Here is a 14,062-nt window from a genome sequence, read left to right as displayed (position 1 = left end):
CGCCGTCATCCCGTGTGTGCGGGATGACGGCGTTTCGTTTTGAGGGTTTGTCTCAGCTGTAGAGGCTTGGTGTCGGTATCCGGTCGTTCAGGGCGAAATCGCCGACCTCGCGGGCCTTGTAGAACACCGGATCGTGGAGCGTGTGGGTGCGGACGTTGCGCCAGTAGCGGTCGAAGCGGTAATGGCCGGCCGTCGCACGGGCGCCCATGAGCTCGAAGACTCGGGCGGTCACATCCAGCGCGACGTGGGTTGCGTTGACCTTGGATTCGTAAGCCTCGATGGCGGCTTCTCCGCGTTCGCGCTCGGTGATGGCGTGGCCGCGCGCGAGGGCTGTCTGCACGGCGTGGCCGGCGCTGTCGGCGAGAGCTGCGGCCGCCTTCAGCGCGGCGCGGAATTCGCCGACGCGCTCCAGAATATGCGGGTCGTCGGCGGCGCGTTCGACGCCGGAGGTGATCCAGGGGCGGGTGGTGTCGCGCACGTAGTCGAGCGCCTCGGCGAGCGCACCTTCGGCCGTGCCGATATAGAAATTGGCAAAGACCAGCTGGATCAGCGGCGTGTTGAAGCTTGCCAGCACCTTCGGGGCGGCGTCCGGGGCCGCGAGCGGCAGCAGGAAATCGCCGTCATGGACCGGGAAGTCCTCGAACACGACACTGCCGCTGTCCGACAGGCGCTGCCCGATATTGTCCCAGTCGTCATGGGCGATATAGCCCGGCCTGTCGGTGGGCAGGACGAGGCTGGCGATCTGGTCGCCGAAGGCGGCGCTCGCATTGATGCGGTCGGAAATCCGCGCGCCGGTCGAAAACGTCTTTCTGCCGTTCAGAACATAGTGATCGTCCTTTCGCGTCAGCACGAGGCCGGGGTCGCGCGGATTGACGGCGGCGCCCCAATAGAGGCTCTTCGCCACGGTTTCCGACGACAGCCGCCAGGCAAGGTCGCCGTCCTCGGCTGCCCAGACAATGTACTGGCTGTTGACGAAGTGATAGCCGAGCAGCTGGCCGATGGAGCTTTCGCCGCGTGCGAGGATGCGCACGAGACGCAGGCCGTCGACCCAGTCGAGACCGCCGCCGCCGATTTCGGGTGGATGCAGGGCGTTGAGCAGGCCTGCCGCCTTTAGCTCGGTGATCTCGCTGAAGGGCGGGCGGCCATCCCGGTCGAGGGCGGCTCCCCGGGCTCTGAGATCTGCGGCGATGGCCGTGGCGCGGGCAAAGAGGCGCTCGCGGTCGGCCGCCGAAGCGGCGGCCGTCGGGGCAGGTGGCCGCTCCGGTTCGGGGGCGGTTTCAGGGGCAGGGGAGCGCAGGGCGTGAAGCAGGCTCATGGCGTCTTCCTCGATCGGCAGGCGGGCAGCGATGTCCGACACCGGCAGGCCCGTTCTGTGCATGACGGATTGGCCCGGCGACCGGGCAGCTCAGGGTCCGAGCCGCGGTCACGTTATTGCTGAGTCAATTGATAGACAAAGAAGAAGTTCGCGAAGATGCCGGCCGAAGGGAAATGCTATTCCACGCGGCCGGCGTGTCGCGCAGCGGGGCAGGTCACGGCCCGCCTTTTCAGGCGCCGGCCGGGACGGCGGTGGCGGGACGACGGAGCATGACCACGGCCAGCGCTGCGAGAATGCACATGAGGCCGGCCATCTGCAGCGCCGGCATGTAGCTCTCGTAATCCGAGCGCAACCAGCCCGCGCCGAAGGCGGCGGTCGCGGCGCCTAGCTGGTGGCCGGTGAAGATCCAGCCGAAGACGAGCGGTGCCTTCTCGCGGCCGAAACTGTCGGCCGTCAGCTTGACGGTCGGGGGAACGGTCGCCACCCAGTCGAGGCCGTAGAAGATGGCGAAGACGGAGAGTTCGGTGAAGCCGAAACCGGAGATCGAGAGGTAGAGGAGCGACAGGCCGCGCAGGCCGTAGAACCAGAAGAGCAGCCAGCGATTGTCGAAACGGTCGGACAGCCAGCCGGCCCCGATGGTGCCGAGGAAATCGAACACGCCGATGACGGCCAGCGTACCGGCCGCCGTGACCGCCGTCATGCCGAAATCGCCGCAGATGGAGATCCAGTGGGTCTGGATGAGCCCGTTGGTGGAGAGGCCGCAGACGAAGAAGGTGCCGAAGAGCAGCCAGAACACCGGCTGGCCGGAGACCTCGCGCAACGTCTTCAGGGGCGAGACGAGCGTGGTCAGGAAGGCCTGGTTCCGGCGCGGAACAGGGCTCGGTTGCGTGTCGCCATAGGCGGGAAGGCCGAGATCGGCCGGGTGGTCGCGCATCAGCAGCATCACGAGCACCATGGCGAGCGCCAGGACGCCGGTGATGAAGGTCAGCGCCGTGCGCCAGCCATAGGCCTCCGACAGGGCTGCCAGCAGGGGCAGGAAGACGAGCTGACCGGTGGCGTTGCTCGCCGTCATCAGGCCGATGACGAGGCCGCGGCGCTTGGAAAACCAGCGCGTGGCGACGGTCGCGCCCAGCACCAGCGCCGTCATGCCCGTTCCCGTGCCGATGACGACACCCCAGAGGAGAACGAGCTGCCAGACCTCCTGCATGAAGAAGGAAAGGACGATGCCGCTCATGATGAGCAGAAGCGCCGAACACACGACCCGTCGCACGCCGAAATGCGTCATGAACGCCGCGGCGAAGGGCCCGAGCAGGCCGAAGAGCACGAGGCGCACTGCCATGGCGAAGGAGATATCGGCGATATCCCAGCCGAACTCCTGATGCAGTGGCTGGATGAGGACGCCGGCCGAGCCCATCGCGCCCGCTGTCGCCAGCATGGTGAGAAATGTCGTGACGACGACGACCCAGCCGTAGTGGATCTTCTTGCGGGCAAGCCATGCGGAGACGGTGGTGGAGAGCATGGGAGAACCTTCGTGGGTGGCATCGAGTCGATTGCGCGCAGGCGAACCCGGCAACGGCCGACAAGCGACGACGCTGCCCCTCCTTCGTAGTGGAGGATTGACGGTGTGTAAATACACATCTATCCTCGATGCATGTCGATATCCGAGGGATCCCATTCGTGTCACTGCCTTGCCCTCCGCCGGGGCTCGCGCCATGTCACGCGGCTCTATGACGCCCATCTCGCGCCGATCGGCCTGTCGATCTCGCAATATTCGCTTCTCAGCATCGTCAACCGCCGGCCGGGTATCCGGATATCCGAGCTGAGCGGGATCATGGTGATGGAACGTACCACGCTGTTGCGCGGGCTGAAGCCGCTGCTGTCCGCCGGCTGGATGGCAAGCACGCGAGCGAAAGGCGAACAGGCCTATAGCTATGCGCTGACGGACGAGGGCCGGCGGATGCGGGAAAGGGCCGTGCCGCTCTGGAAAGCGGCGCAGGCGGCGCTGGAGCGATCCTTCGCCCCGGAGCGCGCGGCCGATCTGCGCCGCGAGGCGCTCGCCTTGACGACGGTCGAGTTCGGCTGAGGCCGGCCGGCCGGCCTTCCGGGTCATGTCTGCGAACGGGCTTTCGTCGATGTCCCGTTTCGCGGTAGTCTCCCGCGTCGAACGAGGATCGCCATCATGTACACACCGCCCGCATTCCGTCTTGACGATCGTCGCGACATGTTTACGACCATGCGGGCGGCGCGGCTGGCGAACGTCATCACCGCGACGGCCGACGGGCCGTTCGCGACGCCTCTGCCGCTGTTTCTGGACGAAAGCGAAGGGGAGTACGGCGTCCTTTACGGGCACCTTGCGAAGGCCAACCCGCAATGGCGAACGCCGGTCATCGGCGATGGGCTGGCCATTTTCATGGGCCCGGATGCCTATGTCACGCCGGCCTGGTACGCCACCAAGCAGCAGACGGGAAAGGTCGTGCCGACCTGGAACTATGTGACGGTTCAGGCGCGCGGGCCGGTCGAGTTCTTCGACGATGCCGGGCGGCTGCTCGATGTCGTGACCCGGCTGACGGCCCTGCACGAGGCGCCGAGGGCCGTCGCTTGGGCGGTGGACGACGCGCCGGCGGATTTCATCGCATCCCAGTTGCGTGGCATTATCGGCCTGCGCATGCCGATCACGCATCTGGAGGGCAAGCGGAAGATGAGCCAGAACCGCAACGAGGCCGATCGCCAGGGCGTGGCCAACGGGCTGTCCGAAAGCGCGCGCGCGTCTGACCGGGATGTCGCCACCCAGATCCCGGTCTGATCGGTTCGCCGTCTGCAGCGTGCGGTTTACAGGTCCGGCTTGTGGAAGAAGGCTTCCAACCGGTAGCCGTCGGGGTCGATGACGAAGGCTGCGTAGTAGAAGGTGGCGTATTCCGGGCGCAGGCCCGGGGCGCCGTTGTCCTCCCCGCCATGGGCGATGGCCGCGGCATGAAAGGCTTCGACGTCCTCTTCGCTATAGGCCTTGAAGCAGAAGTGGAGGCCGGAGCGAAGATCCGGGCGGACCGGATGGTCGGCCTGCGTGACCCAGAGGCTCACCTGCTCGTCGCCGTAACCGAGCATCGTCGCGCCGCTGGTCAGCCGGCCATAGCCGAGCGGAGTCAGGGCGGCATCGTAGAAGATGCGCGACCGGTCGATATCCCGGACGCCGATGGAAACATGGTCGAACATGCGCACTCCCTTCTGTCTGGCCGCGGCCGATGGCGGCGCCGATACCCGCTGATGTTGTCGCCCGCCCGTCCGGTTTTCGCAAGCGGTGGCGAACGTTTGGGCGCGGGATCGCCGGTAATGCGTCAAGGGCTGCATGACATGGGCGGATCGCCACCCCATATGCTGCCCGGCAGCGGCGGCTTTTCCTGCGCCGCTCGGATGTCTTCAGGAGATCGACATGGCTTCCCCCAAACTCTTTTCGCCCATCGACGTCGGTGGTCTGACCTTGCGCAACCGCATCGTCATTGCGCCGATGTGCCAGTATTCCGCCGAAAACGGTGAAATGAGCGATTGGCACCTGACCCATCTCGGCATGCTCGCACAGTCGGGCGCCGGACTTCTGACGATCGAGGCGACGGCGGTGACGCCGGAGGGCCGCATCAGCTTCGGCGATGTCGGGCTGTGGAACGATGCCTGCGAAGCGGCGATGGCTCGCGTGCTGGAGGGCGTGCGCCGCTGGTCGGACATGCCGATCGCGATCCAGCTCGGCCATGCCGGCCGCAAGGCATCCACCGATCTGCCCTGGAAGGGCGGGGCGCAACTGCCGCCGGACGATGCGCGTGGCTGGAAGACGGTGGCGCCTTCGGCATCGGCGTTCAAGCCGACCTATGATGCGCCCGAGGCGCTGGACGAGGAAGGTCTGGCGCGGATCAGAGAGGGCTTTACCGATGCCGCCCGCAGGGCCGCACGTCTCGGCATCGATGCCGTGCAGATCCATGGCGCCCATGGCTATCTGCTGCACCAGTTCCTCTCGCCGCTCTCCAATAGCCGGACCGATGCGTATGGCGGCTCGCTCGAAAACCGCATGCGGTTTCCGCTCGAGGTGTTCGAGGCCGTTCGCGCGGCTTTCCCCGCGGAGCGTCCCGTCACCATGCGTGTCTCGGGGACGGACTGGGTGGAAGGTGGATGGGACAGCGCACAGACCGTTGCCTTCGCTCAGGCGCTGGAAGCGCGCGGTTGCGCGGCGATCCATGTGTCGAGCGGTGGTCTGAGCGATGCGCAGGACATTCCCGTCGGTCCGAGCTATCAGGTGCCGCTTGCCCGGGATGTGAAGCAGGCCGTCTCCATCCCGGTCGTCGCCGTGGGCCTGATCACCGAATTCGAGCAGGCCGAATCGATCATCGGCACGGGCGATGCCGACATGATCGCGCTGGCGCGGACGATTCTCTACGATCCCCGCTGGCCCTGGCATGCGGCCGCGCATTTCGGCGCGACGGTCGAGGCGGCGCCCCAGTATCTCCGCTGCCAGCCCCGGCAGTTCAAGACGTTGTTTGACACGGCATCATAAAGCGCGCCGTTGCAGGCTGCGGACCGGTCGCAGGGCCGGTTCGCGGTCGCGCGTCACGAGACGACGGGAGGACGGAACGACAAGACGCAGAAAAACCCCGGCGCGACGCAGAGCGTCGTTCCGAGGTGATTTCGAAGACCAGCCGCGCGCCACCGGATACCGTCCGGCGGCCGCCGTTCGGATCTTAGCGGGTCGCGACTTTTTTCTTCGGGCCGGGCAGGAGGCCTTCGCGCTGCAGCTGCTTGCGGGCATTCTTGCGCTGGCGGGAAACAGCTTCAGCCTTCTGGCGAGCACGCTTCACAGACGGCTTTTCATAGGCTTCGCGCATACGCATTTCGCGGAAGACGCCTTCGCGCTGAAGCTTCTTCTTGAGCACGCGCAGCGCCTGCTCAACATTGTTGTCTCGAACCAGAACCTGCATCTCGAACCTTGATCTCTGTCGCCCGCTGGGGCGGTGGTATGGTGACTTCGGCGCTCCTTATCTCACCACACGTCCGTCATGAAAAGGGGTTGGCTCGAAAAAAGAGCGAAGAAAAGTGCCAAATCTCATTCTCTCCGGCGACTGACGGCCCCTGCAAGGGCGCCGGCCGGCAATAAGATGTGCACATCGGGAGCATTCCGCTCTGCCCCACCATCGCATCCGTCTTGCCGCTTGACAAGATCTTCCCGCAACATCGATTGTCGCCGAGGCCACGTCTGTGGCCATCACCCCGTTTCGGCTGCTCCCTTTGCCCGGTCGTGTCGATCGTTTCGCCCGGCCTCGTGCCCCCGGTGACGGTCGCACCCCGTGATAGACATCCCGAGGAAGACATCATGGCGCGCGTCCTCATCCTGTTTGCCCATCCCGGTCAGCGGCATTCGCGCCTCAATGTGCGCATGGCGCAGGCAGCGCGGCAGCTGGACGGTGTCACCTTCGTCGATCTCTATGCGGATTATCCCCGTTTCAACATCGATATCGATGCCGAACAGGCGCGGCTGCTGGCGCATGACGTCATCGTCTTCCAGTTTCCGATCTACTGGTATTCCGTGCCGGCTCTTTTGAAGGAGTGGCAGGATCTCGTGCTGGAATACGGCTTTGCCTATGGGCAGAGCGGCTCGAAGCTGGCGGGCAAGCTGTTCCTGCCGGTGGTGACCACCGGCGGCGCGCGGGATGCTTATCGCGAGGAGGGCTCCAACCATTTCCGGCTGCGCACGCTGCTGTCGCCGCTGGAACAGACGGCCTCGCTCTGCGGCATGCGCTTCCTGCCACCGTTCGCGCTGTTCTCCGCCCATGATTCCGCCGTCGATGGCCGCGCGGACACGCATATCGCGGCCTATCTCCGCCTGCTTTCGGCCCTGCGCGACGAGACGCTGGATCTCGATGCCGTCTCGGGGCGCGAGCTTCTGGACGACGATATTCCCCTGATCGGCGCCTCGCACGCCCCGACGCTTTCCGACACATCGCCGTCTCCCACGGCCATCACCGCGAGGATCTCCGAATGAGCGGCTTCATGTTCCAGGCCTTCGTCTATCTCGCGGCCGCCGTCACCTCCGTCATTATCGCGGCCCGGCTCGGGCTCGGCTCGGTGCTCGGCTACCTCATCGCCGGCATCGTCATCGGCCCCGTTTTCCATGTCGTCGGCAACGAGACGCAGGATCTGCAGCATTTCGCCGAGTTCGGCGTTGTCATGATGCTGTTTCTGGTCGGGCTGGAGCTTCAGCCACAGGCGCTGTGGGACATGCGCGCGCGACTGCTCGGTCTCGGCGGCCTGCAGGTCGCGGGCTCGGCGGCGGTCGTCACGGGCATCGGGCTTGCTGCCGGGCTGCCCTGGCAGACGGCGGTCGCCGTCGGGCTCATCCTGTCGCTCTCCTCCACCGCCATCGTGCTGCAGACGCTGAGCGAGAAGGGGCTCTTGAAGTCCGAGGGCGGGCGGTCCAGCTTCTCCGTGCTCCTGTTTCAGGATATCGCCGTCATTCCCATGCTGGCCGTGCTGCCGCTTCTGACACATCCCGCCCTGCAGGGCGGCGAGCATGCCGCGCATGGTGCCGGCACTGCGGCGACGCTCGTCTCCGACCTTCCCGGCTGGCAGGTGGCGCTGGTCACGCTTCTCGCCATCGCCTTCGTCGTGGTCGCCGGGCACTTCCTTTCGCGCCCGATCTTCCGGTTGATCGCGGCCTCGCGCCTGCGCGAGATGTTCACGGCCGCCGCGCTGCTGCTCGTCGTGTCCACCGCGCTGCTGATGAGCATGGTCGGCCTTTCCCCGGCACTCGGAACCTTTCTTGCCGGCGTGGTGCTGGCCAACAGCGAATTCCGCCACGAGCTGGAAAGCGATATCGAGCCGTTCAAGGGCCTGCTTCTCGGCCTCTTCTTCATCACCGTCGGAGCCGGCATCGACTTCTCGCTGCTGACCGCCAATCTCGGCCTCGTGCTGTTGCTGACGCTTTGCGTCATCGTCATCAAGGCGGCGGTGCTGTGGCTCATCGGGCATTTCTACAAGCTGCGGGGTTCGGACCGCTGGCTGCTGGCGCTCGGGCTGGCGCAGGCGGGCGAGTTCGGTTTCGTGCTCGTCTCCTTCACCGTCCAGAACGCGGTGCTGCCCTCGGACCTCGCCGCCATCCTCATGCTGGTCATCGCCTTTTCCATGCTGCTGACGCCGGCGCTCTTCATCCTGTTCGACAAGGGCATCATGCCACGTCTCGACCGGGGGCAGATGCGGGAGGCCGACGCCATCGGCGAGGAGGCCTCCGTCATCATCGCGGGGCTCGGCCGCTTCGGGCAGATCATCAACCGCATGCTGCTGGCCAACGGCCACAAGACCATCGTGCTCGACAGCCGCTCCGACGTCATCGACGGGCTGCGCAAATTCGGCGTGCGCTCCTTCTTCGGCGATGCCGGCCGCCCCGATCTTCTGCATTCCGCCGGTCTGCGCCAGGCGCGGCTGCTGGTCGTCGCCATCGACGATGTCGAGCGCGCCCTCAGCATCGTCCGCCACGCCCGGCACGAGAACCCCGATATCCACATCATCGCGCGCGCCTATGATCGCAACCATGTCTACCAGCTCTACGAGGCCGGTGCCGACGACATCGTGCGCGAGGTTTTCGACAGCTCCGTGCGGGCCGCCGGCTACGCGCTGCAGAGCCTCGGCATGCATCCCTTCGATGTGGAAAAGAGCAAGGCCGTCTTCGTCAAGCAGGACAATTGGGGCCTGCGTCAGCTCGCGCCGCTCTGGAAGGAGGGCGTGCCGGTGTTCGAGAACAAGGACTATATCGCGCGGGCCCGCGAGATCGCCGATGTGCTGGAGCAGGCGATGATGGGCGATCGCAGCGCGCTGCACGACCGGACCGAACGCGGCTGGACCCCACCGGATATCGCCGCCCGCCAGCACGATCTGGACGGGCAGGGCGAGGGGTAGACCCGACGACGCAAAGGATTGGAGCGCAGGCGCAGGCCGGATTCCGGCCGCCGGCCGATTCCCTTGCGAACCGGGCACGAGACCGAGCGGAATGACGGAGAGGGGATCGCCCGGTCTTCGATATCGCTCCGCACAGAAAAACGCCCTCTCGGTCTCACGTCGCGCCTCGGGAATCCTGCCGGGAGATGGTAACCTTCGCCGGGGCATCACAGGGGTCCCGCCAATTTCCGGGGCTCGCCCGGCACGATCGACACGGCTTCCGCCAATGCGGGCCTGCCCTGCGGAGACCACTGCATGCCATCCACGACACGTTCCCGCGCGGCCCGCTTCATGCCCTGGCCGGCTTCGCCCGTCAGCCCGAAGGAGCGGCTTCGCTCGGCGGCCGGCGCCCTGTTCGGCCTGCTCGTGACGGGTCTCCTCGGCGCCTTGCTGAGCGTGACATTTCCCCTCTCGCCGGCCCTGGTCGCACCGATGGGGGCCTCGGCGGTGCTCCTCTTTGCCGTGCCGTCCAGTCCGCTCGCCCAGCCCTGGTCGCTGATCGGCGGCAATCTCGTCGCGGCCTTCGTCGGGGTGACGGTGGCAAAGCTCGTGGCCGACCCCATGCTCGCCGCGGCGCTGGCGGGGGCCGCGGCCATCGGCCTGATGATGAGCCTGCGCTGCCTGCATCCGCCGAGCGGCGCGATCGCGCTGACGGCGGTTCTCGGCGGCCCGGCGATCCACGCGCTCGGCTATGGGTTCCTTCTCTGGCCGGTGCTGGGAAATTCGCTGCTGCTTCTGGCCGCCGCGCTGCTCTTCAACAATCTCACCGGCCGCCGCTATCCGCATCTCGCCGCGCCGACGCTCGGAAGCCATCAGACGAAGGATCCGCCGCCGGCCGCGCGGATCGGCTTTGCCGCGGAGGATCTCGATGCCGTGCTGAAGGATTACGACCGGGTCCTCGACATCCAGCGCGACGAACTCGTCACCATCCTGAAGCGCACGGAATTACGGTCGTTCCAGCGCCGGTCCGGCCAGACACCGTGCGGGCAGATCATGTCGCGCGACGTGATCGCGATCGCGCCGGATGCCTCGCTGTCGGAGGCGCACGCGCTCCTGCGGGCCCATCACATCAAGGCCCTGCCGGTGACCGACGACCATGCGCGCGTCATCGGCATCCTGACCCAGACCGATATACTCGACCGCGCGGACTGGACCCGCGGCCGCCCGACCATCGGACTGCGCCGCCGCTACCAGCTGGCCGTCTCGGGCGCCACGGCGCCCAACGGCACCGTCAAGGATATCATGACCAGCCCCGTGCGGAGCGTCTCGCCCGAAAGCTCCCTCTCCGAAGCCATCCTCCTCTTTGCCGAAGGCGGCCTCCACCACCTCCCCGTCACCGACCCCCAAAACCGCCTCGCCGGCATCCTCTCGCAGTCGGACGTGCTCGTCGCGATGCTGGCGGAGGGATGACAGGGCGCCGCCAACGGCAGAACGTGGCTACTCCCAGGAATTGCTTCCGATGTTCTTTTTGGCGGCGATGACGTCGACAGCCTTCGGTCCGGTTTTCACCCAGGTTTCGCAGACTTCCTTGCCGGCGTCGCGTCCACCTTTCCAGACGCGGCAGAACCTGTTCTTCTTGATTTTCCAGACGCCTTCGATCGAAATGATATCGCCACCGGCGAGCTTGACCTCTCCCTTGCCCTTGCCGTCCGCCGTGATGTTCAGCGTGCCGCTGTAGCCTTTGCCGGGGCCACCAAGAAGGATCACTTTGCCGTTTGCCAAAAGCGCGGTCAGCTCGGCGCCGGTCATTGCCTCTGCCGCAAGACCGGGCGCCGAGAAAAACCCCGGCACGGGGAGCAAGGCTGCAGCCAGACCCATTGATGCGAAAAAACGTCTCATCGCGCTACGCCCCCTCCGACGACTTTATGAGAAGATCCGCATATTAAAGGACCGATGCCTGGGCATGTCCATCGAAAATCGGCGACACAATCCAAATTTCGAGCGAAAGGGTCTCGAAGCAGCCATTGGGCCTGTCTGCGGAGCGCGCAACCGGCAGCGCCCGGGGGATGATCGAAAGACCGCGTGCCGTCACCGCCACCCCAGCGCTGGCGCCACCTGGGTCAGGATGGCTTCGATGACGTGGGCGTTGTAGTCGACGCCGAGCTGGTTGGGGACGGTGAGGAGGAGGGTGTCGGCCTCTGTGATGGCTTCGTCGGTGCGCAGCTGGTCGATGAGGACATCGGGTTCGGCGGCGTAGCCGCGGCCGAAGATGGCGCGGGTGTCGGCGTCGATGAAGCCGATCTTGTCGCCGGCATCGCCCGAGCGGCCGAAATAGGCGCGGTCGAGGTCGTTGGTGATGGCGAAGATGCTGCGGCTAACGGAGACGCGCGGCGTGCGGCTATGGCCCGCAGCCTTGAAGGCGGCGCGGTAGGCGCGGATCTGGTCGGCCTGCTGCACGTGGAAGGGCTCGCCGGTCTCGTCGTCCTTGAGGGTCGAGCTCTGCAGGTTCATGCCGAGGTTCGCCGCCCAGATGGCGGTCGCGTTGGAGCTGGCGCCCCACCAGATGCGGTCGCGCAGGCCCGGCGCATGCGGTTCCAGCCGCAGGAGGCCGGGCGGGTTGGGGAACATCGGATTGGGGTTCGGCTGTGCGAAGCCTTCGCCGCGCAGCACGTCGTAGAAGACCTCGGCATGGCGCCGGGCCATGTCGCCGCCGGTCTCGCCGTCCATAGGGGCATAGCCGAAATGGCGCCAGCCGTCGATGACCTGTTCGGGCGAGCCGCGGCTGATGCCGAGCTGCAGGCGGCCACTGGCGATGATGTCGGCCGCGCCCGCATCTTCGGCCATGTAGAGCGGGTTCTCGTAGCGCATGTCGATGACGGCGGTGCCGATCTCGATCCGGCTGGTGCGTGCGCCGACGGCGGCCAGCAGCGGGAAAGGCGATGCCAGCTGGCGGGCGAAATGGTGCACGCGGAAATAGGCGCCATCCGCGCCCAGCGCTTCGGCCGCGACGGCAAGGTCGATCGACTGCAGCAGCGTATCCGCCGCGCTGCGCGTCTGCGACTGCGTCGAGGGCGTCCAATGCCCGAAGGAGAGAAAGCCGATCTTTTTCATGATAGTTCCCATGCCCGGCGCCTGCGATCGAACATCCGTTCGTCGATCCAGCGCCCGTTCCTGTCAGAGCAACAGCCTGCGATGCCGCCGTTTTCGCATATCCGCAGCCGTCGCGACAGTCTCGCATTCGCTGGACAGTGCGTTCGCCGTTCGGGCCTTGCGCCTTGATCTTGCCGAGCCGTCGGGCGAAAACGCGTGCCACCAGCGGGAGCGCAGCATGACGACCGACACGAAGCAGATTCTCTTCAACGCCTTCGGCATGAATTGCGTCGGCCATATCAACCATGGCCTCTGGACCCATCCGCGCGACCAGTCGCATCTCTATACGACGCTGCCCTACTGGACCGCGCTTGCCCGCACGCTGGAGCGGGGGCTGTTCGACGGGTTGTTTCTTGCCGATATCATCGGGGTCTACGATGTCTATGGCGGTTCGGCGGATCTCACGCATCGCGAGTCGATCCAGCTGCCGGTCAACGATCCCGCCATGCTGATCTCCGCCATGGCGGCGGTCACGGACCATCTCGGCTTCGGCGTCACGGCCAACCAGAGCGCGGAAGCGCCCTACCTCTTCGCCCGGCGTTTCTCGACACTCGATCACCTGACGCAGGGGCGCATCGGCTGGAACATCGTCACCGGCTATCTCGACAGCGCGGCGCGGGCGCTGGGCGACGCCGGCCAGGCGGAGCACGACAGCCGCTACGACCGGGCCGACGACTATATGGAGGTGCTCTACAAGCTGTGGGAGGGGAGCTGGGCGGACGATGCCGTGCGGCGCGACAAGGCGGCGCGGATCTATGCCGATCCCGCCCGTGTCCGGGCCATCGCCCATGACGGGCCCTTTTACCGCTCGCACGGTATCCACCTGGCCGAGCCGTCGCGCCAGCGCACGCCGCTTCTCTACCAGGCGGGAACCTCCGGCCGCGGCCGTGCCTTCGCCGCGCGTCACGGGGAGTGCATCTTCATCACCGCCACCAGCCCCGCCGCGGCGCGCAAGACGGCCCGGCAGCTGCGGCAGGAAGCGGCCGATGCCGGCCGGGGCGTGGACGCGCTGCGCATCTTCGTCGGCATCACCATCGTCGCCGGCGAGACCGGCGCCATCGCCCGCGAGAAGCATGCGGACTATCTGGCGCATGCCAATCCGGAAGCGGGGCTCGCGCATTTCTCGGCCAGCACCGGCATCGACTTTGCGCAATACGATCTCGATGCGCCGATCACCTACGGCGTGTCGAATGCCAGCCAGTCGGCGGTCGAGGTCGCGCGCGCGGCCGGCTGGACGCGCCGGCGCATTCTGGAGGAGGCCGCGCTCGGCGGGCGCTATCCGGTGCTGGTTGGAACCGGCGCAGAGGTCGCCACGGCTCTTGGACAATGGGTCGAAGAGGGCGAAATCGACGGTTTCAACATCACCCGTACGGTGGTGCCGGAAAGCTACGAGGACGTGATCGATCATGTCGTGCCGGTGCTGCAGGAGCGCGGGCTCTACAAGACGGCCTATGGCGAGGGCTCGTTCCGGAACCGCCTGTTCGGCCGCGGCGACCGGCTGCCTGATACGCATGTCGGGGCCGCGCATCGCTGGCCGGACGCGACGTAGTCCCTCTGTCGATGCGAGGAGCCATCCGAAGGATTCCGCTCATAGACCTTTGGTATGGGCCGGCCGTTCCGGGTTTCGCGGCCTCTGCGGAAAAACAGTTTCCCGGAGGCGTGCGCAACGCCAATTCCTTTCTACCAAAA

The 14,062-nt window shown here is 66.4% G+C and carries 13 protein-coding genes; 7 read left to right on the top strand and 6 right to left on the bottom strand.

Going from position 1 to position 14,062, the window contains the following annotated elements; genetic code table 11:
- Positions 1 to 52: 52 nt before the first annotated feature.
- Both LRX75_RS09865 and LRX75_RS09860 read right to left on the bottom strand, forming a co-directional pair.
- Positions 53 to 1,378, bottom strand: coding sequence for an acyl-CoA dehydrogenase family protein (locus LRX75_RS09865; RefSeq protein WP_231813872.1), 1,326 nt, complete (start codon positions 1,376 to 1,378; stop codon positions 53 to 55).
- 166 nt (positions 1,379 to 1,544) lie between these two features.
- Positions 1,545 to 2,834 carry an MFS transporter gene (locus tag LRX75_RS09860; RefSeq protein WP_231813870.1) on the bottom strand — a complete coding sequence of 430 codons (1,290 nt, stop codon included), beginning with the start codon at positions 2,832 to 2,834 and terminating at the stop codon, positions 1,545 to 1,547.
- Between the two features lie 132 nt (positions 2,835 to 2,966).
- Here LRX75_RS09860 and LRX75_RS09855 point away from each other — a divergent pair, with 132 nt between their 5' ends.
- Both LRX75_RS09855 and LRX75_RS09850 read left to right on the top strand, forming a co-directional pair.
- Entirely contained in the window at positions 2,967 to 3,398 is a 432-nt protein-coding gene (locus LRX75_RS09855) for a MarR family winged helix-turn-helix transcriptional regulator (RefSeq protein ID WP_231813869.1), read from the top strand.
- Between the two features lie 96 nt (positions 3,399 to 3,494).
- Positions 3,495 to 4,118 carry an FMN-binding negative transcriptional regulator gene (locus LRX75_RS09850; protein WP_231813867.1) on the top strand — a complete coding sequence of 208 codons (624 nt, stop codon included), beginning with the start codon at positions 3,495 to 3,497 and terminating at the stop codon, positions 4,116 to 4,118.
- Positions 4,119 to 4,144: 26 nt separating this feature from the next.
- Here the strand turns inward: LRX75_RS09850 and LRX75_RS09845 are convergent, their stop codons facing one another.
- Positions 4,145 to 4,525: a VOC family protein gene (locus LRX75_RS09845; RefSeq protein WP_231813865.1), complete on the bottom strand. Its 381-nt coding sequence runs from the start codon at positions 4,523 to 4,525 to the stop codon at positions 4,145 to 4,147.
- A 217-nt stretch (positions 4,526 to 4,742) separates the two neighbouring features.
- Here LRX75_RS09845 and LRX75_RS09840 point away from each other — a divergent pair, with 217 nt between their 5' ends.
- Positions 4,743 to 5,852 carry an NADH:flavin oxidoreductase/NADH oxidase gene (locus LRX75_RS09840; protein WP_231813864.1) on the top strand — a complete coding sequence of 370 codons (1,110 nt, stop codon included), beginning with the start codon at positions 4,743 to 4,745 and terminating at the stop codon, positions 5,850 to 5,852.
- Between the two features lie 184 nt (positions 5,853 to 6,036).
- Here the strand turns inward: LRX75_RS09840 and rpsU are convergent, their stop codons facing one another.
- Positions 6,037 to 6,273, bottom strand: coding sequence for a 30S ribosomal protein S21 (gene rpsU / locus LRX75_RS09835; RefSeq protein ID WP_113151045.1), 237 nt, complete (start codon positions 6,271 to 6,273; stop codon positions 6,037 to 6,039).
- Between the two features lie 392 nt (positions 6,274 to 6,665).
- Here rpsU and LRX75_RS09830 point away from each other — a divergent pair, with 392 nt between their 5' ends.
- From LRX75_RS09830 to LRX75_RS09820, 3 genes are all read left to right on the top strand, one after another.
- The gene (locus tag LRX75_RS09830; RefSeq protein WP_231813863.1) at positions 6,666 to 7,334 is read left to right on the top strand and encodes an NAD(P)H-dependent oxidoreductase; all 669 of its coding nucleotides are present in this window, start codon (positions 6,666 to 6,668) and stop codon (positions 7,332 to 7,334) included.
- Positions 7,331 to 9,244 carry a monovalent cation:proton antiporter-2 (CPA2) family protein gene (locus LRX75_RS09825; RefSeq protein WP_231813862.1) on the top strand — a complete coding sequence of 638 codons (1,914 nt, stop codon included), beginning with the start codon at positions 7,331 to 7,333 and terminating at the stop codon, positions 9,242 to 9,244. The genes LRX75_RS09830 and LRX75_RS09825 overlap by 4 nt, the downstream gene beginning before the upstream one ends.
- 294 nt (positions 9,245 to 9,538) lie before the next feature.
- The gene (locus tag LRX75_RS09820; RefSeq protein WP_231813861.1) at positions 9,539 to 10,693 is read left to right on the top strand and encodes an HPP family protein; all 1,155 of its coding nucleotides are present in this window, start codon (positions 9,539 to 9,541) and stop codon (positions 10,691 to 10,693) included.
- 27 nt (positions 10,694 to 10,720) lie between these two features.
- On the opposite strand, the gene LRX75_RS09815 is transcribed toward LRX75_RS09820, so the two are convergent.
- Both LRX75_RS09815 and LRX75_RS09810 read right to left on the bottom strand, forming a co-directional pair.
- The gene (locus LRX75_RS09815; protein WP_231813860.1) at positions 10,721 to 11,122 is read right to left on the bottom strand and encodes a hypothetical protein; all 402 of its coding nucleotides are present in this window, start codon (positions 11,120 to 11,122) and stop codon (positions 10,721 to 10,723) included.
- A 189-nt stretch (positions 11,123 to 11,311) separates the two neighbouring features.
- Positions 11,312 to 12,334 (bottom strand): LLM class flavin-dependent oxidoreductase, encoded by a 1,023-nt coding sequence (locus LRX75_RS09810; RefSeq protein ID WP_231813859.1) that lies wholly within the window; start codon positions 12,332 to 12,334, stop codon positions 11,312 to 11,314.
- A gap of 217 nt (positions 12,335 to 12,551) precedes the next feature.
- Between LRX75_RS09810 and LRX75_RS09805 the strand changes: the two genes are divergently transcribed.
- Positions 12,552 to 13,922, top strand: a complete 1,371-nt coding sequence (locus LRX75_RS09805; protein ID WP_231813858.1) for an LLM class flavin-dependent oxidoreductase — start codon at positions 12,552 to 12,554, stop codon at positions 13,920 to 13,922.
- Positions 13,923 to 14,062: the final 140 nt, after the last annotated feature.

This window comes from Rhizobium quercicola, from assembly GCF_021168455.1.
GTDB lineage: Bacteria > Pseudomonadota > Alphaproteobacteria > Rhizobiales > Rhizobiaceae > Ferranicluibacter > Ferranicluibacter quercicola.
The sequence above is the reverse complement of the archived record's forward strand: the minus strand, read 5'-3'. Positions and strand labels throughout refer to the sequence as shown.

What these genes read in the sequence shown, in the direction of transcription:
- LRX75_RS09865 (WP_231813872.1), bottom strand. Translation starts at nt 1,378, where the DNA reads ATGCACAGAACGGGCCTGCCGGTGTCGGACATCGCTGCCCGCCTGCCG.
- LRX75_RS09860 (WP_231813870.1), bottom strand. Translation starts at nt 2,834, where the DNA reads ATGCTCTCCACCACCGTCTCCGCATGGCTTGCCCGCAAGAAGATCCAC.
- LRX75_RS09855 (WP_231813869.1), top strand. Translation starts at nt 2,967, where the DNA reads ATGTCGATATCCGAGGGATCCCATTCGTGTCACTGCCTTGCCCTCCGC.
- LRX75_RS09850 (WP_231813867.1), top strand. Translation starts at nt 3,495, where the DNA reads ATGTACACACCGCCCGCATTCCGTCTTGACGATCGTCGCGACATGTTT.
- LRX75_RS09845 (WP_231813865.1), bottom strand. Translation starts at nt 4,525, where the DNA reads ATGTTCGACCATGTTTCCATCGGCGTCCGGGATATCGACCGGTCGCGC.
- LRX75_RS09840 (WP_231813864.1), top strand. Translation starts at nt 4,743, where the DNA reads ATGGCTTCCCCCAAACTCTTTTCGCCCATCGACGTCGGTGGTCTGACC.
- rpsU (WP_113151045.1), bottom strand. Translation starts at nt 6,273, where the DNA reads ATGCAGGTTCTGGTTCGAGACAACAATGTTGAGCAGGCGCTGCGCGTG.
- LRX75_RS09830 (WP_231813863.1), top strand. Translation starts at nt 6,666, where the DNA reads ATGGCGCGCGTCCTCATCCTGTTTGCCCATCCCGGTCAGCGGCATTCG.
- LRX75_RS09825 (WP_231813862.1), top strand. Translation starts at nt 7,331, where the DNA reads ATGAGCGGCTTCATGTTCCAGGCCTTCGTCTATCTCGCGGCCGCCGTC.
- LRX75_RS09820 (WP_231813861.1), top strand. Translation starts at nt 9,539, where the DNA reads ATGCCATCCACGACACGTTCCCGCGCGGCCCGCTTCATGCCCTGGCCG.
- LRX75_RS09815 (WP_231813860.1), bottom strand. Translation starts at nt 11,122, where the DNA reads ATGAGACGTTTTTTCGCATCAATGGGTCTGGCTGCAGCCTTGCTCCCC.
- LRX75_RS09810 (WP_231813859.1), bottom strand. Translation starts at nt 12,334, where the DNA reads ATGAAAAAGATCGGCTTTCTCTCCTTCGGGCATTGGACGCCCTCGACG.
- LRX75_RS09805 (WP_231813858.1), top strand. Translation starts at nt 12,552, where the DNA reads ATGACGACCGACACGAAGCAGATTCTCTTCAACGCCTTCGGCATGAAT.